Source organism: Streptococcus sp. HMSC078D09, from assembly GCF_001813675.1.
Taxonomy (GTDB): domain Bacteria; phylum Bacillota; class Bacilli; order Lactobacillales; family Streptococcaceae; genus Streptococcus.
Genome location: NZ_KV813650.1, coordinates 152,655 through 176,051, shown reverse-complemented (window position 1 = coordinate 176,051; position 23,397 = coordinate 152,655). Strand labels below are relative to the sequence as shown.

26 protein-coding genes are annotated in these 23,397 nt (G+C 43.5%); 2 read left to right on the top strand and 24 right to left on the bottom strand.

Annotated features, from left to right (window positions below; all coding sequences use genetic code 11):
* Positions 1-69: 69 nt before the first annotated feature.
* Entirely contained in the window at positions 70-714 is a 645-nt protein-coding gene (gene plsY / locus HMPREF2926_RS00895; RefSeq protein WP_070586161.1) for a glycerol-3-phosphate 1-O-acyltransferase PlsY, read from the top strand.
* 57 nt (positions 715-771) lie between these two features.
* Here the strand turns inward: plsY and HMPREF2926_RS00890 are convergent, their stop codons facing one another.
* The 21 genes from HMPREF2926_RS00890 to HMPREF2926_RS00790 form a co-directional block, all read right to left on the bottom strand.
* Positions 772-1,182: a hypothetical protein gene (locus tag HMPREF2926_RS00890; protein WP_070586160.1), complete on the bottom strand. Its 411-nt coding sequence runs from the start codon at positions 1,180-1,182 to the stop codon at positions 772-774.
* A gap of 56 nt (positions 1,183-1,238) precedes the next feature.
* Positions 1,239-1,604, bottom strand: a complete 366-nt coding sequence (locus HMPREF2926_RS00885; RefSeq protein ID WP_070586159.1) for a hypothetical protein — start codon at positions 1,602-1,604, stop codon at positions 1,239-1,241.
* A 98-nt stretch (positions 1,605-1,702) separates the two neighbouring features.
* Positions 1,703-2,488: an L-threonylcarbamoyladenylate synthase gene (locus HMPREF2926_RS00880; protein WP_003003291.1), complete on the bottom strand. Its 786-nt coding sequence runs from the start codon at positions 2,486-2,488 to the stop codon at positions 1,703-1,705.
* 98 nt (positions 2,489-2,586) lie between these two features.
* Complete coding sequence (gene leuD, locus HMPREF2926_RS00875) at positions 2,587-3,177, bottom strand: 3-isopropylmalate dehydratase small subunit (RefSeq protein WP_070450135.1); 591 nt, start codon at positions 3,175-3,177, stop codon at positions 2,587-2,589.
* Between the two features lie 11 nt (positions 3,178-3,188).
* On the bottom strand, positions 3,189-4,571 hold the full coding sequence (gene leuC, locus HMPREF2926_RS00870) for a 3-isopropylmalate dehydratase large subunit (RefSeq protein WP_070586158.1): 1,383 nt from the start codon (positions 4,569-4,571) through the stop codon (positions 3,189-3,191).
* A gap of 24 nt (positions 4,572-4,595) precedes the next feature.
* Positions 4,596-4,874: a DUF1294 domain-containing protein gene (locus HMPREF2926_RS00865; protein ID WP_070586157.1), complete on the bottom strand. Its 279-nt coding sequence runs from the start codon at positions 4,872-4,874 to the stop codon at positions 4,596-4,598.
* Between the two features lies 1 nt (position 4,875).
* Positions 4,876-5,913, bottom strand: coding sequence for a 3-isopropylmalate dehydrogenase (leuB, locus tag HMPREF2926_RS00860; protein WP_049473039.1), 1,038 nt, complete (start codon positions 5,911-5,913; stop codon positions 4,876-4,878).
* Between the two features lie 12 nt (positions 5,914-5,925).
* Positions 5,926-7,488: a 2-isopropylmalate synthase gene (locus tag HMPREF2926_RS00855; RefSeq protein ID WP_070586156.1), complete on the bottom strand. Its 1,563-nt coding sequence runs from the start codon at positions 7,486-7,488 to the stop codon at positions 5,926-5,928.
* Positions 7,489-7,921: 433 nt separating this feature from the next.
* Positions 7,922-8,554 (bottom strand): YpmS family protein, encoded by a 633-nt coding sequence (locus tag HMPREF2926_RS00850; protein WP_070586155.1) that lies wholly within the window; start codon positions 8,552-8,554, stop codon positions 7,922-7,924.
* On the bottom strand, positions 8,523-9,365 hold the full coding sequence (locus tag HMPREF2926_RS00845; protein WP_070586154.1) for an SGNH/GDSL hydrolase family protein: 843 nt from the start codon (positions 9,363-9,365) through the stop codon (positions 8,523-8,525). The genes HMPREF2926_RS00850 and HMPREF2926_RS00845 overlap by 32 nt, the downstream gene beginning before the upstream one ends.
* A gap of 14 nt (positions 9,366-9,379) precedes the next feature.
* Entirely contained in the window at positions 9,380-10,648 is a 1,269-nt protein-coding gene (locus tag HMPREF2926_RS00840; protein ID WP_070586153.1) for a dihydroorotase, read from the bottom strand.
* Between the two features lie 11 nt (positions 10,649-10,659).
* The gene (locus HMPREF2926_RS00835) at positions 10,660-11,124 is read right to left on the bottom strand and encodes an NUDIX hydrolase (RefSeq protein ID WP_003003493.1); all 465 of its coding nucleotides are present in this window, start codon (positions 11,122-11,124) and stop codon (positions 10,660-10,662) included.
* Positions 11,125-11,133: 9 nt separating this feature from the next.
* Positions 11,134-11,787 carry a uracil-DNA glycosylase gene (locus HMPREF2926_RS00830; protein ID WP_070586152.1) on the bottom strand — a complete coding sequence of 218 codons (654 nt, stop codon included), beginning with the start codon at positions 11,785-11,787 and terminating at the stop codon, positions 11,134-11,136.
* Positions 11,788-11,917: 130 nt separating this feature from the next.
* Positions 11,918-13,420 (bottom strand): glycosyltransferase family 39 protein, encoded by a 1,503-nt coding sequence (locus tag HMPREF2926_RS00825; protein WP_070586151.1) that lies wholly within the window; start codon positions 13,418-13,420, stop codon positions 11,918-11,920.
* 121 nt (positions 13,421-13,541) lie between these two features.
* Positions 13,542-14,033: a DUF3592 domain-containing protein gene (locus tag HMPREF2926_RS00820; RefSeq protein ID WP_023917987.1), complete on the bottom strand. Its 492-nt coding sequence runs from the start codon at positions 14,031-14,033 to the stop codon at positions 13,542-13,544.
* Between the two features lie 55 nt (positions 14,034-14,088).
* A complete protein-coding gene (locus HMPREF2926_RS00815; RefSeq protein WP_070586150.1) occupies positions 14,089-14,688 on the bottom strand; it encodes a hypothetical protein in 600 nt (199 codons plus the stop codon).
* A gap of 142 nt (positions 14,689-14,830) precedes the next feature.
* Positions 14,831-15,463, bottom strand: coding sequence for an orotate phosphoribosyltransferase (gene pyrE, locus HMPREF2926_RS00810; RefSeq protein ID WP_023917983.1), 633 nt, complete (start codon positions 15,461-15,463; stop codon positions 14,831-14,833).
* Positions 15,464-15,730: 267 nt separating this feature from the next.
* The gene (gene pyrF, locus HMPREF2926_RS00805; RefSeq protein ID WP_013903499.1) at positions 15,731-16,423 is read right to left on the bottom strand and encodes an orotidine-5'-phosphate decarboxylase; all 693 of its coding nucleotides are present in this window, start codon (positions 16,421-16,423) and stop codon (positions 15,731-15,733) included.
* 179 nt (positions 16,424-16,602) lie between these two features.
* Positions 16,603-17,541 carry a dihydroorotate dehydrogenase gene (locus tag HMPREF2926_RS00800; protein WP_070586149.1) on the bottom strand — a complete coding sequence of 313 codons (939 nt, stop codon included), beginning with the start codon at positions 17,539-17,541 and terminating at the stop codon, positions 16,603-16,605.
* A gap of 9 nt (positions 17,542-17,550) precedes the next feature.
* Positions 17,551-18,357, bottom strand: coding sequence for a dihydroorotate dehydrogenase electron transfer subunit (locus HMPREF2926_RS00795; RefSeq protein WP_070586148.1), 807 nt, complete (start codon positions 18,355-18,357; stop codon positions 17,551-17,553).
* Positions 18,358-18,541: 184 nt separating this feature from the next.
* Complete coding sequence (locus HMPREF2926_RS00790; RefSeq protein ID WP_070586147.1) at positions 18,542-19,978, bottom strand: DUF6688 domain-containing protein; 1,437 nt, start codon at positions 19,976-19,978, stop codon at positions 18,542-18,544.
* A 243-nt stretch (positions 19,979-20,221) separates the two neighbouring features.
* On the opposite strand from HMPREF2926_RS00790, the gene HMPREF2926_RS00785 reads away from it, so the two are divergent.
* Positions 20,222-21,130: a LysR family transcriptional regulator gene (locus HMPREF2926_RS00785; protein WP_003003594.1), complete on the top strand. Its 909-nt coding sequence runs from the start codon at positions 20,222-20,224 to the stop codon at positions 21,128-21,130.
* Positions 21,131-21,167: 37 nt separating this feature from the next.
* Here the strand turns inward: HMPREF2926_RS00785 and HMPREF2926_RS00780 are convergent, their stop codons facing one another.
* From HMPREF2926_RS00780 to deoD, 3 genes are read right to left on the bottom strand one after another with little or no spacing between them, the layout of a single operon-like run.
* The gene (locus tag HMPREF2926_RS00780) at positions 21,168-21,899 is read right to left on the bottom strand and encodes an NAD-dependent protein deacylase (protein WP_070586146.1); all 732 of its coding nucleotides are present in this window, start codon (positions 21,897-21,899) and stop codon (positions 21,168-21,170) included.
* Positions 21,900-22,667: a hypothetical protein gene (locus tag HMPREF2926_RS00775; protein WP_070586145.1), complete on the bottom strand. Its 768-nt coding sequence runs from the start codon at positions 22,665-22,667 to the stop codon at positions 21,900-21,902.
* Entirely contained in the window at positions 22,667-23,377 is a 711-nt protein-coding gene (deoD, locus tag HMPREF2926_RS00770) for a purine-nucleoside phosphorylase (protein WP_070586244.1), read from the bottom strand. Before deoD ends, HMPREF2926_RS00775 begins: the two co-directional genes overlap by 1 nt.
* Positions 23,378-23,397 lie beyond the last annotated feature (20 nt).

The window sequence follows — 23,397 nt, the reverse complement described above, 5'->3', positions numbered from 1 at the left end:
TCTTCAGATGTCACACTTGAACTCCAGAAATTGCTTTTTCTATCGATGGCTTTTTGATATAATGAGAGTATGATAAAAGAAATAAGTGTTTTAATTTTAGCCTATCTGTTAGGCTCCATTCCTTCGGGATTATGGATTGGGAAAATCTTTTTCCAAATTAATTTACGGGAACATGGCTCGGGCAATACAGGAACGACCAATACCTTTCGGATTTTAGGGAAGAAAGCTGGGATCATCGTCTTTGCGATTGATTTCTTGAAGGGAACTTTGGCCGTTCTCCTTCCGACTTTCTTTGGAATTCAGGGGATCTCGCCGATGGTCTTTGGTCTCTTAGCCGTTTTGGGGCACACTTTCCCAATTTTTGCTGGATTTAAGGGTGGAAAGGCAGTGGCGACGAGCGCTGGTGTCTTACTTGGTTTCTCGCCTATCCTGCTACTCATTTTAGCAGTTTATTTTGTAGCCAGCCTGTATTTAACCAGTATGATTTCGTTTTCGAGTGTTACCGTTGCGCTACTCGCAATTCTATCGGTCCTCCTTCTTCCTTTGACTGGATGGATCTTGCACAACTATGATCCACTTTTTATAATCATTGTCTTGGCCCTAGCGACCTTGATCATTCTTCGTCACAAGGATAATATTCAACGGATCAAAGAGAAAAAAGAAAATCTTATCCCTTGGGGAAAGAACATCACCCATCAACAACCAAAAAACTAGAGCGCTTGCTCTAGTTTTTTTGATTGAATCCCCCTTATACTTTTGAACAGATCCTCATTATAAAGCATCGACTAGGTCCATCAGTATTTCCATAGGAGTTTTTTTCCTACGACCATTAACCGTTTCGATAAGACGATAAACTTTTAAACGATTGTCATTGCTAAATACAAACTCAAAGCGGAATTCGCGTCCGTTGGGTGCCACTGTATCAAATTTCGTTTTATATTTATCATGAACGGGGCTAACTGGAAACTTATTGAAGAGCAAGCGTCGTTTCTCCCCTGCTTCTTTCAAACAGTTTTCTAGCTCCTGACAATAGTTATAAAACAACTGATAGAGGTCTTCTTCTGAAATTCTTCTTCTCCGAACTAATGATGTAAAATCCGAAAAACTTCTGCGAGGAATTTCAATGCTAAATGAGAAGCCCTCTTGGTTGATTCTTTCTAAAAATGCATCTCTTGAAATCATAGAACTACTCTTTCTTTTATCAATCTTTAGTGAACCCTTATTGTTTCTATACACAGTCAATCCATTATGTAATCAAGCAGGTCCATCAGGGTGAGTTTCTTGCGACCATTGACTGTCTCAAATAGATTATAAACTCTTAGTTGTTGGTTCTTTTTAAAAGCAAACTCAAAGCGAAATTCGCGACCATTGCATGTAGCTACATAAAATCCGGTCTGATACTTTCTCTTATCCGCTACAGCCTGCATTTGCCGGTCTTCTACCTCTCTACAAAGTAAAAGAAAGATCTGATAGAGTTGCTCCTCTGAGAGCCTTTTTCTCCAAACCAATGACTTGAAGTTATTGTACGTCCACCATGGGATTTGGATGTTGAAGGAAAAACCTTCCTGATTGGCTTTATCGATAAATGCTTTTCTGGAGACCATACTAACTCCTCTTCTAATGGAACATCGTTTGACTCTATTATACCATCTTTTAACCTTTTACAAAAAAAGCATTCCAAATGGAATGCTTTTTCTGTTTCTTAATAGTATTCCCCTTGGCGGTAGTTCCAAGAGTTGAAATGATCAGATAAGTGCATCATGATCTTATCAATATCCAATCCTTTACGGATCACAACTGGACAAGTATTGACAGAACGGCTACCTGCTCCTTGTTCTGGAATCAGTTTTCCTTCGGCATCAACCATAGAGACCATCACACCTTGTTCATAGCGAGTTTCAATGGTCTTGTCTGGTTGGATAGAAGCTACATAATCATCGGCTTCGATGACCAAGTCCACGGCACCTTCGATGCGCTCACCGATTCCTTCAACCTTCCCACGGTTTCCTTTACCGGAAGGGTTAGCAGATGAAGCATAAACCATCTTGCCTTCTTTTTCCCACATTTCTTTGGCAATTTGCTCACCAGCTTTACCAAATTTGATGACAAAGCATGAAGTTCCACGAACGTCTGTCATGAGTTCTTCACGTCCATCTCCGAAAGCTTGCAATTTTGCATAGGCATCTTCACGCCAAGGAAGGATACAACCAAGCAAGATATCTTCATCCCAATGTTTTTGGTAGAAGGCTTCAATTTCAGGATTCAATTGCGCAAGGGCACGAAGCTCATCCATGCTTCCGCAGAGAACCACACCTGGTTTGTTGCGGTTGCGTTCTTTGGCTTCGAATTTCCGTTCCAAGCCAGCCTTGTCACTGGTCATGATGATGTAGCCAACTTTGGTAGGGCAGACGATACAGCCACCCTCTCCTTTAAGAATATCAAATCCTTCTTGTGAAAGTTGTCCGTCCCATTGAATGTGTTTTGTCATAAGTCTCTTTCCTTTTCTATTCTTTTTAGTATTGTATCAAAAAATAGTCTCAAATTCAATATATTTTCAGAAAATTCGTAATTCGATATACAATTTTATCATTGCCAGTAAGCTGGCCGGTTCTTCTCATAAGCTGCAATCAAGTCTTCATACTGAAGCGTAATCCCGATATCATCCAACCCGTTGAGCAATTTGTGCTTCCAATCTTGATCGATCTCAAAGTGAAACTCTCCAACGGGAGAGATGATCTTCTGCTCTTCCAAATCCACCGTCACTGGATCTGTCGGCTTCAAACTTGCCAATTTTTGACGAACCTCTAGTGGTTGGACAATCGGCAGCATGCCATTATTGAGCTCATTATTGTAATGGATATCTCCGAAGGATCCGGCGATAACGACTTTAAAGCCATAATCAGCTAAAGCCCAGGCTGCGTGTTCCCGAGAGGAACCAGCACCAAAATTGTCACCAGTAATCAAAATGGTCGCCTTGCGGTATTCTGGCTTGTTAAAGATAAAATCTGGATCCTCAGTATACTGGTCATCCAAATAGCGCCAAGCATACATGAGGTATTTCCCAAAGCCTTTTTTATCAATCAACTTTAAGAATTGCTTGGGGAGGATTTGGTCGGTATCAATATTATCGTTCATCAAAGGAACTGTTGTTCCCGTATAAATGGTAAATTTCTCCATGATTCCTCCTTTTACTCGACTTCTGCCATTTGGCGCACGTCGACAAATCGACCAGCTATTGCTGCTGCTGCAGCCATTGCTGGGCTACAGAGATGGGTTTTAGCCCCAAATCCTTGGCGGTCTTCGAAGTTCCGGTTGCTAGTAGAGGCACAGTGGACCCCATCTGGAACCTTGTCTGGGTTCATTCCTAGACACATGGAACATCCTGGATCACGCCATTCAAAGCCCGCATCCATGAAGATCTTGTCCAAACCTAATTTTTCAGCGGCTTGCTTAACCGGACGAGAGCCAGGTACGACAATAGCAGTTAAGTTTGGCGCAATTTTTTTGCCTTTTACAAACTTGGCTGCCAACTCCAAATCACTAAGACGTGCATTGGTACAAGAACCGATAAAGATATAGCCTAATTCAATGTCTGCTGGTTTTTGGCCAGGTTCTAGATCCATATAATGATAAGCCCGTTCATCATTCATGTCGCGAATCTCTGGAAAAGGAGTCTCGAAATCCACTCCCATAGAAGGATTGGTCCCCCAAGTCACCATGGGAGCAAGATCAGATACATCCATACGGATGACCTTATCATAAACGGCATCGTCATCGCTGACTATAGTCTTCCAATCAGCTACTGCAGCCTCAAAATCATCTGGCACACATTCGCGTCCCCGGAGGTAGTCAAAGGTCGTCTCATCTGGATTCATGATCCCCATTTTGGACCCGAACTCGATCGACATGTTACAGATGGTCATGCGTTCTTCCATGGTCAAGCGATCAATTGCTTCTCCCCGATACTCTACGACATAGCCAACTCCGCAAGCAACACCGTAGCGCGCTATCAAAGCTAGGATGTAATCCTTTGAATAGATCCCTTTTTGTGGGGGTCCGGTGAATTCAACCAACATCTTCTTTGGTTTGACTTGCCAGATGGTTTGAGTAGCAAAGACATGCTCCACTTCACTGGTTCCAATCCCAAAAGCAATGGCACCGAAGGCTCCGTGGGTTGCAGTATGGCTGTCTCCACAGACAATAAATTTTCCAGGCTGGGTCCGACCGGTTTCAGGGCCTACCATATGAACGATTCCTTGCTTAGCAGAACCATGGGCAGCATGATCAATCCCAAAGTCCACCACATTCTCAGCTAATTTATCAATCTGGGCTTTTGAAATCACATCTCGAATATCAAAAATATTGACCGTTGGAACATTATGATCAAAGGTTCCAAAGGTTAAATCAGGTCGTCGGACCTTGCGTCCTGCATCCCGTAATCCTTGAAAGGCTTGCGGACTCGTCACTTCGTGGATATAGTGTTGGTCCACATACATGAGTTGGGGTTGCCCTTCCACTCCTGTAATCACGTGGCGGTCCCAAAGTTTATCAAAGATAGATTTTCCACTCATCGTCTTTCTCCATTTATCTTCTTGTTAGGAAATCCATCGAAGGATTAGAAAGAGGGCACCTGCTAAAAGAAGGCTACTGCCCCACCAGGTGGCTTGAAAATACCATTTCCGCACCTTGTGGTGAAAAAGATATCCACCTAGTAGAGCTCCAAATCCACCAAGTAGCCAGCTCTCGAGTAACAGGACCTTTTCAGGAATCCGCCACCTCTTTTGGATAGCTTTTCGTTTATCTAAACCATAGGTCAGAAATACGATACTATTCCAAATAGCAATAAGAACTAAACAGCGATCTCTCCAAGTCATCTTAGAGATTTCCAATAATGGCTGCAGTCATCTCAGCAGTAGAAGCCTGACCACCTAGATCTCGCGTCAAGATTCCTTGATTCAAGGTTTGATTGACAGCTTCTTCGATCATTTCTGCACCTGCTGTTTCTCCAAAACTGTCTCGGAGCATCATGGCAACGGACAGGATCATGGAAATCGGATTGGCAATGCCTTGACCAGCAATATCAGGTGCTGAACCATGAATCGGTTCGTACATACTTGGTCCTTGGTCAGAATGACTAGCAGATGGCATCACGCCTAGTGTTCCAGGAAGGACGCTGGATTCGTCAGATAAGATATCTCCGAATAGATTCTCTGTCACTACAACATCAAAGCGGGCTGGATTGGTAATCATGATCATGGCCGCACTATCGACAAGCTGGTGCTCTAAGGTCACATCTGGAAATTCTTTGGCAACTTCTTCTGCCACTTGGCGCCACAATTTAGAAGTTGCCAGAACATTTTGCTTATCGATACTGGTCACTTTCTTACCACGTCCTTGCGCGATCTTGAAGGCTTGGCGCATAATCCGACGGATTTCTTCTGCACTGTAATCATTGATATCACGCGCTGTATCTTCTTTCAAGATATGCTCTCCAAAGTAAATCCCACCTGTCAATTCACGCACGACTACAAAGTCGACACCCTCGATACGCTCTGGTTTCAAAGGAGACAAGTGTTTCAAGGCGTCAAAAATCCGTACAGGACGAATATTGGCAAAGAGATTTAATTCCTTGCGAATAGCGAGCAGGCCTTGTTCTGGACGAACAGGAGCATTGTCATACTCAGGACTCCCGATGGCTGCGAGAAGAATAGCATCCGCTCCTTTAGCTGCTTTTAGAGTATCTTGGGGAAGTGGGTGGCCAGCGGCATCAATCCCAGCACCCCCAAAAGGTTTGTCTTCTAGACTATAATCAAAGCCGATTTTTGGAGCGACGGCTGCGAGGACCTCTAGTCCAGCAGCCATGATCTCAGGGCCAATCCCATCTCCTGCAAGTGTTACAATTTTCTTTGTCATGTTCATTTCCTCTTAGGCTTGTGGAAGATCACGGTAGGAGACAGCTCGTCCCATCTCACCCGCATTCTCTTTTTGAACCAGCGTGTTGGCATTGATATAAGCGATGGCAGAGGCTTTCAATACGTCGAAGTCCAAACCAGATGCATTGAAAATCGTATCTGTATCGACATTTTCTACGGATACCAAGACACGGGCTTGGGCATCGATCCCATCTGTCACTGCATCGATATTGTAAGATGTCAAGCGAACGGTTTGGTTGAAGAATTTATCAATCGCATTAAAGATCGCTTCAACCGACCCTTGACCATTGGCAAGGAATTCAAGTACTTCCCCTTCTTCATTGCTGAGGCTAACCGCTGCTGTAATCGTTTCGTCTGCATTGGTTGTCAAGCGGAGATCGTTAAATTGGAATCCTTCTGGATTTTCAACTGCTGTACCGGCAACAAGGGCGCGGATATCGGCATCTGTGATCTCGTGTTTCTTGTCTGCCAGAGATTTGAACTTAGCAAACAATGGCTTGATGTCTTCTTCTGTAAATTCCAGTCCCAACTCATGCAGCTTTTCGACAAAGGCATGGCGACCAGACAATTTTCCAAGAGGGAGACTATTGCTCTTAACACCCACCAACTCAGGGGTAATGATTTCGTAGGTAAGAGGATTTTTAAGAACTCCGTCTTGGTGAATACCAGACTCGTGTGAGAAGGCATTGCCACCAACAACAGCCTTGTTTTTAGGAATTGGAATCCCAGAGTAACGAGAGACCAACTCAGAAGTGTTGATGGTTTCATTTAGGACAATCGGACTTTCCACTTGGAAATAGTCTTCGCGAATATTAAGAGCGACCGCTACTTCTTCAAGTGCCGCATTTCCAGCCCGCTCCCCGATTCCATTAATGGTTCCTTCGACACGACGGGCACCATTTTTAACAGCAGCGAGGCTATTCGCCACCGCCATACCTAGGTCATCATGGCAATGAGGGGAATAGATAATCTCGCGGTCTGTCTTGACATGGTCGATCAAGTATTTGAAAATGGCGCCGTACTCCGCTGGTGTCGTGAAACCGACTGTATCAGGAATATTGATGTAGCTAGCACCAGCATCGACTGCAGTCTGGACAACTTGCAAGAGGAAATCCAATTCTGTCCGGGTCGCATCTTCGGGAGAGAACTCCACAATCTCAAATTTTGAGCGAGCGTAAGAAACGTGCTCTTTGATCGCTTCTAGAATTTCTTCCTTGGTCTTGTTGAGTTTAAACTCCCGGTGAATGGGACTCGTTGCGATAAAGACGTGAACTTGCGGATACTTAGCATCCTTCAAGGCTTCATAACAAGCATCAATATCTGATTTGACAGAACGGGCCAAGCCTGTCACGGCTGTCTTGGTCAAGACCTTGGCAATCTCTTGAACAGCAGTGAAGGAATCAGGACTAGCTGCAGGAAAACCTGCTTCAATAGCAGAAATGCCCCATTTTTCCAATTGTTTAGCAATGGCAATTTTTTCTTTAATAGAAAAATTAACTCCTGGAGTCTGTTCACCATCCCGAAGGCTGGTATCTAAAAATTCAACTTTACGCATAGGGTCTCCTCATTTCTATGTAGTGGATATAAAGAAAAACATCTCACTCGGTTAACCAAGCGAGATGTTTTTGCCCGCTTGGTAAGCCAAACAGGACTAATGCTTCTGCACTAGCCCTTATACCTCAACAACAAAGCAAATTGAATAAACTTAGCTGTTTTCATGTTTGACTTTCTCCTTTGTTCAATGTCTTGTTTAGTATTTTAGCATAGGGAAGAATCAATGTCAAGAATTTTCTACAATATTCTGAATTTTTTGAATAGAAACAAAATAGAGCTTTCAGTTCTAGTTAGATTGAAGATAAAGTCATCTTAGAAACTTTCCGTCATGAGAAAAGTGCTAGAAACACTATTGTTTCTAGCACTCGGAATTATTGAACCTAAGGAAATTTTTTAAGATGATTGTGAATTCAATTTGAATAGCCTCTTTCGCCCTACTTCTTCTGATACAAATCAAAAACGATCTTGTCATTATAGAGATCAATGGTATTGGCCTTGACATAGATTCCAAAGTCATTGTCAATTTCTGGTAATACAATGGTGATGGTAGACTGCTTTGGTGAAATTTGGATAAATTCTGGAATAGTTTTATTCTTGCTCAAAAGCTGCAAAACCATCCTTTGTGGAATTTGAAAGGTTCCGACTGAAAAATCCTTCACCGTCAAGAGAATGTTCCCATTTTCCAATTTGGATGGTTGAAAGTAAATGTATAAGGGATAATCCTTCCCCAAGAGACTCAACTGCCCTTCTAATAGGATTTGCTGATTGTCTGCATAGACCTTGTAGTCGGACAGCTTATATTTTTTCAGAAGCGATTTGATGGTGTCATTGAGTTGATCTCGAGTCGTTGTCATGGTTCCAACTTTGACATCTTTGGTGCCAACTGATTGATGAAGCTGGCTAACATCTTCTCTTGGCGTCGCTAAGCGTCCTTGCACAACTAAAGCGAAGGCTAAGAGAAGGATGACTAAACCTAAAAATAACCATTTCCAAATATTGATTTTTTGAAGGAAGGGGACCTTCTCTTTGATGGGATTATTTTTGACTCCAAGTTTTCTTCGTGGCATTGATTTTCTCCAATATTGCTTGTTTCATCTTTTCATAGCCCGTATTGTTGGGGTGAAAGCTATCCTCTTCATACAGGGCATCATTGATAACGGTTGTCTTCCCGTCACTGATTTCTGATACGCCCATTTTGCCATCAATTCCTTTATAGAGCAGATCATTGATCGGAACGAAATAGACCTGATCAAATTGCGCGATGGTTTCTTCCGTCGTCTCATTCCAACGATCGACAGCCGTCTGGATACTGGTTAATTCAGGAAAATTCAGATAAAGAGGATTGTAGATCCCCACTACATAAATGGGAAGATGGGGATTGTCCTTTCTGGCCTTTGTAATAATTTCTTTGAGGTTCGCTGTATAACTCTTGAGCGGCTTTTGGATATCTGATAGAGAAAAATCACTCAGATGATTGACAACGACTTTGCGCAGATCATTTCCGCCAACTGTTAAGGTCATGACACGCGCCTGTTTGAGATCCTTCTGAAGATCTGTTTGCTTCTTGAGTCGTTCTAAGATCTGAGCGCTTGTATTTCCAGCTACTCCATAGTTGACAGGCTGGTACTGGCCGTCATTTTCATTGGATAGGCTTTGAGCAAGAATGGGCACAAAGCCCCCTTGCTTGGTGCTATCCCCTACTCCTTCGGTCAATGAATCCCCTAGAGCTACATAAGTATAGGTGATTTCTTTCGTAGCCGTTTTGGGCTTGGTCATGCGAGGGGACGCAGTTGGTAGCAGAGCACGAAATAGAAAGACAAAGACAAGAAGGCTGGTTAAAAAGAAAACCAAGCCTTGCATCATTTTTTTAAGATTCATATGAATACGATCGCTTATCCTTGAAAAATCACTTGTCCATCACAGATTGTATAAGCAACTTTCCCTTTTAATGTTTCACCCACAAATGGTGAATTGCCAGCTTTTGAAGCGAAATGATCCGATACCAGACGATCTGCTTCTGGATCAAAGATGGTCAAATCTGCCGGTCCATCCACTGCGATATAGCCAGCATCAAAATCATAGAGACGTGCTGGATTATAGGACATCTTTTCAAGCAATTGCATCAGGTTTAAATGACCTGCATGCACCAAGTAGGTCAAACCAAGAGAAAGCGAAGTTTCAAGCCCAGTCATGCCAGATGGTGCTTTGGTAATATCAGGAACATTCTTCTCATCTGCATGGTGAGGCGCGTGGTCAGTCGCAATCACGGAGATGACGCCTGACTTCAAGCCTTCAATCACTGCTAGACGGTCAGATTCCAAGCGAAGAGGTGGATTCATCTTAGCATTGCTTCCCTTAGTCAAGAGCAGACTTTCTGTTTTCGAAAAGTGTTGAGGTGCCACTTCTGCCGTCACATGAGCACCTAATCCTTGGGCAAATTCCACCACCTTGACACTTTCTTCCTTGGAAAGGTGTTGGATATGGAGGTGAGCACCTGTCGCATGGGCAATCATGGCATCACGCGCAGCCATTGAATATTCAGCTACACCCGTCGCACCACAGACATGGAAGTGTTCCTTGGCAATGTTTTCATTCAAACCAAGAATGCCATTCAACTCAGGGTCTTCTTCATGCAGACTAATAAAGGTTCCTAGACGTTTAGCTTCTTCCAAAGCTTCACGGACAACCTTAGTGCTTTGAAGGGGAATCCCATCATCTGAAAATCCTACTGCACCAGCCTTAAGCAGGCCTTCAAAATCTGTCAGGTGTTGACCGTCAAAGTTCTTAGTCACCGTCGCAACCGTATGAATGTGAAGATTTTCCTTGGCTGCAGAAGCTAAGACTTCCTCTAAGGTCGCAATATCTGAAATGGTCGGATTGGTATTGGCCATCATGACCACTCGAGTAAAACCACCAGCAGCTGCGGCTAAGGCACCCGTATGGATGTCTTCTTTATGAGTTTGACCGGGTTCGCGGAAATGCACGTGTACATCGATCAAACCAGGTGCCACAACCAGACCAGTAGCATCAAGGACTTCTTGTCCATCCGTTGGGAGGTTCTCAGCGATCTCTACAATTTTCTTTCCTTCAATGCGAAGATCACAGACTTGATCCAAGCCAGTCTTGGGATCCATTACGCGACCATTTTTAATGACAACCATTGCATTCTCCTTTATTCATAAAAATCAACATGCGACTCTAACAAGCGGTCGCCGTCATAGCGAAACATTGCTGAAAAGAAGGGTTTATCCTCCAACAACCACTCGACAAAGGTGTGGTCCCCTTCCCAGGTTGGTTTTGAGAGGACTTGATCATAAGGCACCCACTCTAAGGTGCCTTCGTTACACTCGATTAGTTCTCCTTCAAAATCTGTTACCTTGAAGACATAGGTGTACCAGTCTAAATCTGGAGTGAACTCCGGAAAGGTAATGATCCCTTTTAAGACTGGCTTGGCTCTAAGGCCTGTCTCTTCAAAAATCTCACGCGCAGCACACTCCTGTGGGGTTTCCCCGCGTTCTAATTTTCCACCAACTCCGATCCATTTACCTTCATGGACATCATTGGGCTTTTTATTGCGATGCAACATGAGAAATTCTTTCCCATTGTCAATGTAACAAATCGTTGCTAATTGTGGCATTTCTTTCTCCTATCTTAACCAATCAATCGGCTCACGTCCCGCCTCTTTCAAAAACTCATTGGTTTTTGAAAAGGGTTGGGAACCAAAGAATCCTCGGTAGGCCGATAAGGGACTCGGGTGAGCTGATTCAAGGACCAAATGTCGATCGTGGGTAATCAGAGGCTTTTTCTTACGGGCATAAGATCCCCAGAGGATAAAGACAACAGGCTCCTCCAACTCATTGACCACCTTGATCACAGCATCTGTGAAAGGCTCCCAAATTTGTCCTGCATGGCCATTGGCCTGACCAGCAGGCACCGTCAAACAGGCATTGAGCAAGAGCACTCCTTGCTCTGCCCAAGAGGTCAGATCATGGGAACGCTTCTCTCCAATATCTGAGCGCAATTCTTTGAGAATATTTTGCAAAGAAGGCGGCGCTGGTACATGATCTGGAACAGAGAAACTTAAGCCCTGCGCTTGATCCGGTCCATGGTAGGGATCTTGGCCTAAGATCAAGACCTTGACCTGATCCATCTCTGTCATCTGCAAGGCCTTAAAGACCTTGTCACGCGGTGGATAAACCACTCCTTTGCTGTAGACTTCATTCATAAAGTCATTGATCTGGTGAAAATACCCTTCTGGAAGATGGGATTTGATGGCTTCATGCCAGGGTGAATGTTGCATGGAAACTCTCCGCTATCCAATAAATTCTTACCTTCCATTATACCACATTTGGCACAGATCCACTGGATAAAAAAGAGGCTGGGACAAAAGTCCTAGCCTCTATTTCTGCCTGTCAAACAAGCGAGAGCTTTTATGTATTTTCTTTCTTGATAAATCCTGCTAGACCGATCGAAGCAACTAGTAAAATTTGCGGTAAGAATTGGATGAGGTAGCGGGTCTTCCCACCTTCAAAGATGGTTAAGAAGAGCAAACCACCAAAGACCGCTAAGGAAAGGAAGTTAAAATCATCTGTATCTCGACGTTTGAGATAAGCTCCAACCAAACCAGCTGATAGGACGATCCAGATCAGCTGCTTGACAAATTCATAATACTTGTACTGTGGGCGATCAATGCTGAGGAAATAAGTCCGCACCCATTTTGCCAAACCATTATTTTTAGTCAGAGGTGCATAGAGAGGATTGATAAAAGGCGTCTTCTCATACTCTACATCTCGGTAAAGCCAACCTAGGGTCCCTTCTGCTACCGTCAAGGATTGCTTGTAGTAGATATGCCCGATCAAACCGAACGGTCCGTACTCCTTGAGACGGCGCTTGATTTCTTTGATCACATTTTCTTTTTTAAAGAGGCCATTGTTGTAATCCGAGCGCTTATCCTCATCGATATAGGCCAACAAGCCTTCTTTCATATCTTCTTGGTTATGCCCCATATCCGTCAAGCCCAGATTGATAAATAAGAGCGGTCCTTTAGCCAACCCTTCTTGTTTCAAGATCGGCACAACTCTTTGATGATTGAACGCTGTATTCAATCCTGCAAAGACAAAGCCCGTCATCATGACCGTCACCGTAGCAATCTTTCCAAAGGCCTTCCAATTCCCTCTGAAGAAGAGCACAGCCAAAAAGGCAATCATGACAATAATTGTCGTTGGACGGATCAACATGGATACGCCAGATAAGATCCCCAAGCCAACAATCTTCTTCCAGGAGACTGCTTGATCTTCCTTTAATAGATCCAAAGCCCACCATAACTGAAGAGCGATCAAAGGAAGTGGCGGAATGTCCGTATACATGGAATAGAAATACGGCGAGTAACAGATCAAGCTCACATAGAAGAAATAGACTAGATCAGCCGTTTTTTGATTGAAATGCTTCTGGGACAGCTTGTACAAGAGGACTGCACCCAGATTGACATAGAGGATATTGAGAGCCTGCATGACCCACAGACCGCTAGAGCCAAATAAAACATAGAAAAACTTCTCGTAAAGAAAGAGCGGAATGTTATTGGGATTGCGACTGAGGTAGTTGGTGATAGAGGATTGCTTAAGGAGATCAAAAGCCCCTTTGAAAACAACTGCGGCATCCCGACGGATAAAGAGCTCCGCACAGACCATAACAATCAACTGAAAGGCAACCGCTCCAATCAGGAAGCCTTTTTTATGCCGAGTCAACCAAGCAAAGGCACTCTTTAGCCCATCGCGTTTCAGCCAGGCTAGCAGAAATAGCAATCCAGCACCTAAAATGGCTAGCCACGAAATCTCTCTCAGATAGGTCACACTGATCAAGAACCAGTGGACCATCACTAGCAACATGACAACATGAAGCATCCCAAATAGAATACGTTTACTTTTCGATAACATAGGTCCATTATATCAAAAAAACAGCATTTCTGCTGTTTTGGGGTGACTATCAACTGTAAAATGGTAATTATGGATACATTCATTTTATCCAACCAATTTTTAACTCTTAACCTTAACTAACCTAAAACACTAGGATTAGAATACATAATAAAACAAGATAAATTCCAACCGTTAGAATCATTCCGATTTTATAGAAACCGACTAAGCCAGCATATCGTTCGACAAAACCGATCTGTGGGTCGACTGGATTATAAAAGACTGTCATAGGAGACCCGATTGGGAATATCATCCGCAAATCCAGATTTTTGCCGGCTCCAAGAACATAGGTTCTATCGAAAACATTGGTTTGTCTTGACTTAGAAGAAGTCTCTCTGAAATAAGCGTAGGTAAAGGTCTTTTGGTATCTTTCGCCCCCAACTTGATACTCCACCACAGGCAGGGAAATAAGCAGTTGATTTTTGGAATCAAAAGCAACTACTTCTCCCAGAACTTTTGCGGTTGATTCTGTTTTCACTTTTATTTCACGACGATACAAGGTGTAAAAGATGAGCAGCATGATCAAGAAAACAAGGCTCAGAATGCCCAAGCTAAGCCAGAATATTGTTACTGTCATTGATTTTTTTACCCTTTCACATAAACTAGTTGGTTTCAAATCCCTTGAAAAATTTTTATTCTCCCCTTTTCAACCAATTCTGTTGCTGCGCTTTTTCTGCAAAATCTTTTGCTTTGTTTATATCTAGTGAATTTGAATCTGATGGAGCATTGGATTCAATCTCTTCTTTCAATTCTTGTAAAGTTTGAACATCTTTCGGGGTTAAATTAGAGACTGTGCTAGATTCTTTTTCTGTCGAACTTTCTGGCACAGACTGGATCTCGCTATTAGTTTTTATTACCTCAGTTCCTACATCCGTTTTTGGAGCTGGTCGGTATAACATGAAGAATCCAACAATTACAATGATGAAAGATAGGATCGATATCCCATTTCGTTTTTGAATTTCTTCCTGAGGAATTTCTACTCCTTTTGTTGATAAATTCTTCCATTCTGGATGTTCCTTCTCAGCTGCTTTTTTCTCATAAAAGAAAGGTGCAATCAATGACCGATTGATGAAGGTGAGAGTTCCAAGACAGGTTATAAAAAAGGGCACTTCACGAGAGTGGCTAAGCAATATCTGAATATAAAATACACTAGCAATTATACCTAGGACGATAATAATTGTAAATCTAATTTTAAATTCCTTCTTCATTTGCAAATAATGTTCTTTTGTCATCTTATTCTCCCTTAAAAATAGTTTTTCCTTCATCCATAAAAACAATTACTACTATCATACCGGATTTTACTTTGAGATTCAAGTTAATCACCAACTAGTGAATAGAGTATAAAAAAGAAGCGTTAGAAACGCTTCCGTCCTATTATTTATCTTGCCAAGTTTCTTGGTTTTCCTTGAAACGGTGTAACAACTCTAAACCTTCAGAAGTGATGTAACCTTGTTCTTCTGCTAAATGAATCAATTCTGTGTAGTTAGACAAGGTTTCAAGTTGAACGCCAGCTTCCGCAAATTTCTTATCGGCTTTCTCCAATTGGTAGGTGAAGATGGCAACCACACCAAGAACGTCCGCCCCTTCACGCTTGGCAGCTGCGACAGCATCCAAGACAGATCCACCAGTAGAAATCAAATCTTCCACTACGACCATCTTTTGACCTTGTGGTACACGGCCTTCAATTTGATTTCCAGCACCGTGGTCTTTTGGTTTGCTACGAATGTAGGCAAATGGCAAATTCATCTTGTCCGCAATAATGGCTCCGTGAGGAATCCCAGCAGTTGCTGTACCTGCAATCACTTCCACTTCAGGGAAAGCTTCCTTGATTTTATCTACAAATCCATTTTCGATCAAGGTACGAGTTTCTGGATAAGCGAGGGTTACACGGTTATCGGTATAAATTGGGGACTTGATCCCAGATGCCCAAGTGAACGGTTCTTCTGGTTTCAAATAAACCGCTTCGATTTTCAAAAGATGGCTAGCAATATCTTTAGCTAATGACATGACGACTCCTTTTTACGATTTTAATCATATACGAATTAAATCAATCATTGATTTAAACAACAACTTTACAGGTTAGTGAACGCGTTAGGGAAGGTCCAGTAGGACTTCCCGTAGAGCTACAAAATTTTCACTTTTAGTAGCAATTAGTGTTCCGACGATTATGAGAATAAAACGATACTTTTTATTCTCATAATCTAGTGAATAGTTTAGGGAAGGCCCTATCGGGCTTCCCGTAGAACGTCTTGAAGCACAGCTTCTTAGACGTTCTTAACTATTCCATTGTCTCTTAATTTCATGGTAAGCATCCCATGGGTTTTCTGCTTGGATAATTGGGCGTCCAACGACAATATAGTCAGATCCAATTTTATGAGCCTCTTGTGGGGTCATGACCCGTTTTTGGTCGCCGATTTCAGCTCCAGCAGGACGAATCCCTGGTGTGACACAGACAAAGTCTGACGAAGTGGCATCTTTGATCAAGGCTACTTCATGGGCTGAGCAGACAACACCATCCAAGCCTGCTTCTTGGGCCTTGCGAGCATAATTGACTACTGATTCTTGGACTGTTGTTTGGATGTTTTGGCAATCACGCATGTCTTCTTCACTGGTAGAAGTCAACTGGGTCACGGCTACCAATTTAGCTCCTTCACCAAGAGCTGCCTTAGCTTCGCGCATCATCTCCACACCACCGGCTGCGTGGACCGTCACCATATCTACTCCGAAAGTCCCCAGTACGGACATAGCTGATTTGACTGTATTTGGGATATCATGCAATTTTAAATCAAGGAAAATACTGTGTCCAAGCCCTTTGAGGTAATGTACAATTTCAGGACCAACTGCATAGAAAAATTCCATTCCGATTTTTACAAATAATTTTTCGTCTTCTGGAAAATGCTCTAAAAAATTTTTGACATCCTCGAAAGCTGGGAAGTCAAGGGCGATAATAGGACGTTCTTCACGCATGGATTACTCCTTTTTTGATTGATCATTTTGTCTACAAAAAAACCTTGCCCGAGGCAAGGTTACACGAAAATTAGGTAGGAACAACTACCATGATTCACCGTCTAGACCTTAGGAGCCTCTCTGGACTGCTTTAAAGGTTTTTATTTATTGTAGTACGATATTTAGGAAAAGTCAAGGATTTACAGTAGATTTTCCCGTACATGTTTTCGGAAGTTCTCAAGGGTGTCAATACCATAGCGATCCATGACCTGTGGCAGATCTTCGATGATGCTTGGACAAGCATAAGAATCAGTGAAATTAGCGGTTCCAACTCCAATCGCAGAAGCCCCTGCAATCATCATTTCAATGGCTGCTTCGGCTGAATCCACACCTCCCATTCCGATAATCGGAAGTTTAGTGGATTGGGCAACCTGGCGGATGAGTTTTAATGCAACTGGGAAAACGGCTGGACCCGACATGCCTCCGGTTCCATTGGCAATGATGGGCTTACCAGTCTTGAGGTCAAAGCGCATCCCAACTAAGGTATTGATCATGGTTAAGCCGGTCGCCCCTGCATCCTCTGCTGCTTTTGCGACCTGCGAAATGTCTGCCACACTAGGCGTTAACTTGACATAAACAGGGACTGAGGACGCTTCTACCGCTGCTTTCACAGCCGCATAGGCCAACTCAGGAACCTGCCCGATTAAGAGACCATTGTTCCCATGGTCTACATTTGGACAAGAAATATTGAGTTCAATCGCTTTGACATTTGGCGCTTGAGAGATCTTGCCTGATACCGTCGCATACTCTTCGTTGGAGAAGCCAGCTACATTGGCAATAATCGGTAGGTCTGGATAATGTTGGGCCAACCAAGGAAGTTTCTCTGCTAGGACCACGTCTACGCCTGGATTTTGGAGCCCAATAGCATTGAGCATGCCTGCAGGCGTCTCAGCGACACGTGGCGTTGGATTACCAAAACGAGCCTCAGCAGTTGTCGCCTTGATCATGATGGATCCAAGCAGGTCTAAGTCATAGTATTTAGCATATTCCTGACCAAAACCAAAACAGCCAGATGCCGGAATGATGGGGTTTTTCAAGTCTAAACCGGGTAAGGATACCGCTAGTCGATTTGCTGTCATAAGGTCCTCCTACATCACAATCGTACCGGTTTCAAATACCGGTCCATCTTCACACACGCGCTTATTGGCTGCTTGGCTTTCATTTTCCAGATGCACCACACAGGCGTAGCAAGCCCCCATCCCACAAGCCATACGGGATTCCATGGAAATGTAGGCGCGGGGATGGTCATGAAACTTGGTATTGACATATTTGAGCATGCCAGGTGCTCCACAAGAATAGATAGCGTCAAACTCCTGGTCCATCTGATCAATAACCGACGAGACATAGCCCTTGGTACCATAAGATCCATCGTCTGTCGTTACAGTGACATGAGCCACCTGAGAAAGCTCTTCTTCCAAAATGACGGCTTCTTTGGTCGCAAATCCGACAACCACTTCAACTTCTACCCCTTGCTCATGGAGTTGTTTGGCCACTTGGACCAAAGGAGGAACACCGATCCCGCCACCGATGATCAAGGCTTTCTGACCTTGGCCGAGATTGGTGAGATCAAAGCCATTTCCCTGAGGCCCCATCACGCTTAGTTTGCTACCGATTGGCAATTGGGAAAAGATAGCTGTTCCCCCACCTTCAATGCGGTAGATCAAGCGACACGTCTGTGTCTCAGGATCAATCTCAGAAATTGAAATCGGACGGCGAAGGAGCTTGGATCCATCAGGGACGCGGATATGAAGGAATTGACCTGGCAGCATCTGCTCCACCATTTCCCCTTTTAAGATCATAGAATAGATGCGAGGAGCGATCTCTTCTTGAGCAACCAGCTCCATCTCCTCCATCATGATTTTGCCAAAGCGTTTTTTACAACTGTCACTGACCATTGATTTCCTCTTCTTTCTTTCAGCAAAAAAGACCTCGCAAAAGCAAGGCCCTACAAATGATCAGCTAGACACAGTCTGCTGATCTTTTTTCTGTCTTTCCTTGCAAGCCTCTCTGGACCTCTTAAAGGTTAAATTTGTCTCATTATATCGCGCTCCTTGTCGCTTGTCAAGTAAAATCAGTAACTCAGGAAACTTTACGGGGGTCAAAATCTTCTGGGATCGGTTTAATGTATTGCATGGCGATTCGGTTTTCAGGCTTGCGAACGACTAGATAAAGAACCAGTAAAAAGAGCCATTCCAAAGGTTTCATCAGGTAGTAGATCAGGTCCATGGCCCATTTCTTCTTGATATGTTTGGCAAAGGGATAGCCATAGCGGTCATAATTGCGACGCAAGAAGCGATGGAAACGTGGCGTCTTTTCTTCTAGCACCTGTTCAAAGGCATTGGCGATACAGAGCTGGCGATTGACGACGACTGGATGACCGTGGCGGACGCCCATCCGCTGGGGTTTGACAACTTTTTCATGACCACTAGCCGCAACCGTACAGAGATAGTGCTCATCAATGATGAGATTCTGAGGAGGGATCTTCTGTGAGAAGGCCCAGTCAGCTGTATTGGTCCAGGCCTTGATCATGGAATCCGGTTGCTGCCCAAAGAGCATGAGAACGAGGACAACAAGGGCAAGGGTTGGAAGGGCAACAAGAACTGCTAACCATGGCCAGTTTCGCGACTTGTTTAAGAGCTGATGGAGCCATTGAAGCAGACGATTCTCATAGCTTATCTCTGTTCGATCTTCCTGCCACTCCTTGATGCGAACCCACAAGAGATAAATGGAATAGATCAATAAGAAAAAGGTGTGAAAACTTGCTACCTGCAGTTGATTATCGAAAACTAAAAGAAGAACCACTCCTCCTAGAATGCCACTGATGCAGAAGACATTTGCTAGCGGCGAGAGGGAGTTCGCATCCCGGTAGGAATAGATAAGCAAGGCTAGTAAAGTAAGAGATGCAAAGGTAAAGAAGGTTGGATAGGCACCTGACCAAATCAGGGCATGTTTCTGAGAATTGATCAAAGGCTCATTCCATTCGTAAAAGGTCATATCCTTGACGATGTAAATAAAAATCGCTTCTAGAAAGCAACCAAAGAGACCAAACCAAAGAACAATGGTAGGCTGTTGTTTTTTCTTTTTGATAGGCTTAGGACTCGGTGATTCTTGCTTTTCTTTCATTAGGAATGCGTCATCTTTTCTTGTCCCTTCTCCTTCCTTTGGCACCCTATCTTCAAACAAATCAGGATCTTTAGGAGCTTCTTCCTCTGCTTCTTTGAACTGGAGGCTGGACCACCGACCGATCCCATAGATAATGACAAAAATATTGGGAACAAAAAGGGCTAAGGTCACACCATAGGGCAAAACCTCCATCGTAAAGGACACTATAGCAAGAAAACTAAATTGGACGAATGGATCCTTTATTGCATAGATCGACTCACTAACAACAAAATAAATGTAAAAGGCTAATAGAATCAGTGCATTGGTCACAAAATTGATCTGCAACAGACCGGCTGTGAAATGGGTTTCCAATTCCTTATCCTTTTTCTTATACCAGGAAACTAGTTTTTTCATAAGATCTCCTCAATCAATTTTTTACCATTCTATCAATCGGATCTCCCTTTCAGCAAGGCAAAACTGTATTTTTCCATCAAAATCAGTCCCCAGATGGAGATTTTGTTCCCAATTTTCTATTTTTTAAATATTTGATCTGGCCTACTTTCTATTACCTCCCTCAGCCTGTCTTATTCTCTGATACAGTCCTTGAAAGACCACATTTTACGGGAAAAACGCGCTCTTTTATGTTAAAATAAAAGCATGAGAATACAACAATTACAATACATTATCAAAATCGTCGAAACCGGCTCTATGAATGAGGCCGCAAAACAACTCTTCATCACGCAACCTAGCCTTTCCAATGCCGTTAAGGACTTGGAAAATGAGATGGGAATTGAAATCTTTATCCGAAATCCCAAAGGGATCACTTTGACACGCGATGGGATGGAGTTCCTCTCTTATGCCCGCCAGGTGGTGGAGCAGATCGACCTCTTGTCCGAGCGCTATAAAAATCCTGTGGGTTCTCGTGAGCTTTTCAGTGTCTCTTCACAGCACTACGCCTTCGTGGTTGAGGCATTCGTTTCACTATTGAAGAAAAGCGACATGGAAAAATACGAGCTCTTCCTACGGGAAACGCGGACTTGGGAGATCATCGATGACGTCAAGAATTTCCGAAGCGAAGTTGGCGTACTCTTTTTGAATAGCTACAACCGAGATGTCCTCTCTAAGATGCTGGATGATAATCACCTGATTGCCACCCACCTCTTTACAGCGCAACCTCATATCTTTGTCAGCAAGACCAATCCCCTTGCCAAGAAAGAGATCGTTCACTTGTCTGATCTGGAAGATTTCCCATACCTTAGCTATGACCAAGGAACCCACAACTCCTTCTACTTCTCAGAAGAGATCCTCTCTCAAGAGCATCATAAGAAATCCATCGTCGTCAGTGACCGGGCGACCCTCTTTAATCTCTTGATTGGTCTGGATGGCTACACCATTGCGACCGGGATCCTTAACAGCAATCTCAACGGGAATAACATCGTCTCCATTCCCCTTGATATCGAAGACCCAATCGAGCTGGTCTACATCAAACATGAAAAAACAGCCCTCTCAAAAATGGGAGAAAAATTCATCGAGTACTTGCTTGAGGAAGTGAAGTTTGATAAGTAAAAAATATCTGAGTGATCCATGTTCACTCAGATATTTTTTATGGTCTTAATTGTGAAAATACTTGGCCAATTTTTCCTTCGATAACTAGGTCTGCTTGCTTGTCTTGTGGGATACTGGTTTTATTGATGACAACCAGCTTCTTCCCTTGGAAATACTGGATCAAGCTGGCTGCTGGGTAGACCACGAGAGAGGTTCCACCGATAATCAGCATATCAGCCTCTTGGATGGCTTGGGCTGCTTGGCAAAAGACGTCCATATCGAGAGGCTCCTCGTAGAGGGTCACATCAGGCTTGACCACCTTGCCACAGTCCAGACAGTGTGGAACCGGGCCTTCCAAAGCTAGAAAGGCCTCCAAATCATAAAATCGCTGGCAACCCGTACAGTAATTGCGGTCGGCACTGCCATGGAGCTTCAAAACTTTTTTAGAACCAGCCATTTCATGGAGACTATCAATATTTTGTGTCACCACCGCCTTGAGTTTACCGGTCTCTTCAAGCCAAGCCAGATAGCGATGGGCAGCATTGGGTTTGGCATCTGGGTAGAGCAAGTACTTCTTGTAAAAGTCGAAAAAATCCTCTGGATAGCGCTCAAACATGGTATGGGAGACCAATTGCTCAGCTGTCAAATGCCGCCCTACCTGAACACTATAGACACCGTCTGAGCTTCGAAAATCTGGAATATTTGACTCCGTGGAAACTCCTGCCCCTCCGAAAAACACAATCCGTTGATTCTGATCAATCATCTCCTGTAGTTGAGCAATCTTATCCATCTACTTCTCCTTTAGTAGCTCTTCCATCACAGCATTGGCCTGATCAAAATAAAAGTCAGCTTGATCATAATGAATACCTGTGTAGCTTGCAAGGTCAATCAAATTCTTCATAAAATCCTGAGAAGAGAAACCCGTCGTCCGATGGAGCTCTTCTTCATCAAAGGGCTTGATCAAATGGGCCAGGGGATTGCGAACTGATTTTTCTAACTCCCGCAATTGTTGGGCCGCAACTTTGACGCTATCTGGTAAGTCCAACTGCACAATCAACTCCGTCAAACTGGAGGAATTGACCACACTTTCGCTGTGGAATTGCTGCAGGATAGGGTTGTCAGACGCATGCAGGCTCTCAAATTTCCAACGGTCATAACTGGATTCTTTGGAGTTATGAATATAGTTGGTAATATCAGGAATTTTCAACTGAATCAATCGCATAAAGATCCGATAGATGGCTGGGCTAACGGCACGAACAAAGTCAATAATCTGCTCATTTCGCAACTTCGCCTCTAAGTCATAAAGGTAGTTGGCCAACTGCTCGTCTTCTGGATCTTCATGCCAAAAAAGCTGAAAACCAGTCGCCTCTAGCAACTCGGTTCTCAACTTTTGATTCATGACGGGTTGGATATTGAGCTCTCGACGCTCCGCCATTAACTGCAGTAAACTTACCAACAAATCCGGTACTTCTTCCTGTTGCTTAATAGAGCGCAGAGCCCGGCTGTAGTGATAATTTTGGAGATCGTAGAGCCATTCATCATGAAGGAATGTTGCCATTAGTCTGCAATCAAGGTCTCAAGACCAACTTTCATCATGTCTGTGAAAGTAGTTTGACGTTCTTCAGCAGTTGTGTCCTCATCTGGATTAACTAAACTGTCTGAAATCGTCATGATAGCAAGGGCATCCACATGGTGTTGAGCCGCAAGATAGTAAAGAGCCGCTGCTTCCATTTCTACAGCTTTTACACCCCATTTACCAAGCTCGATGTTCTTTTCACCATAGTTTGAATAGAAAACATCTGATGACAAAACATTGCCAACGTGGGTCGTCATGCCAAGGTCTTTGGCAATGTGATAAGCCTTGTCTAAAAGATCAAAGCTAGCGATTTGAGGGAAATCGTATTGAGGCCAGTCGTTGCGGATGATGTTTGAGTTGGTTGCAGCAGCTTGCGCCAAGACCAATTCACGAACATGCACATCCTCATTCAAAGAACCAGCCGTTCCCACACGGATCAATTTCTTCACACCGTAGTCGACAATCAACTCACGCGCATAGATAGAGATCGATGGCATCCCCATCCCAGTACCCATGACAGAAACACGGTGACCTTTATAAGTACCTGTGTAACCAAACATGTTACGGACTTCGTTGAAGCAAACAGCATCTTCAAGGAAATTCTCAGCAATAAATTTCGCACGAAGAGGATCCCCAGGAAGAAGAATTTTATCAGCAATTTCACCTTGCTTAGCAGCAATATGGATAGACATAATTAAGATATAAAGGGCGA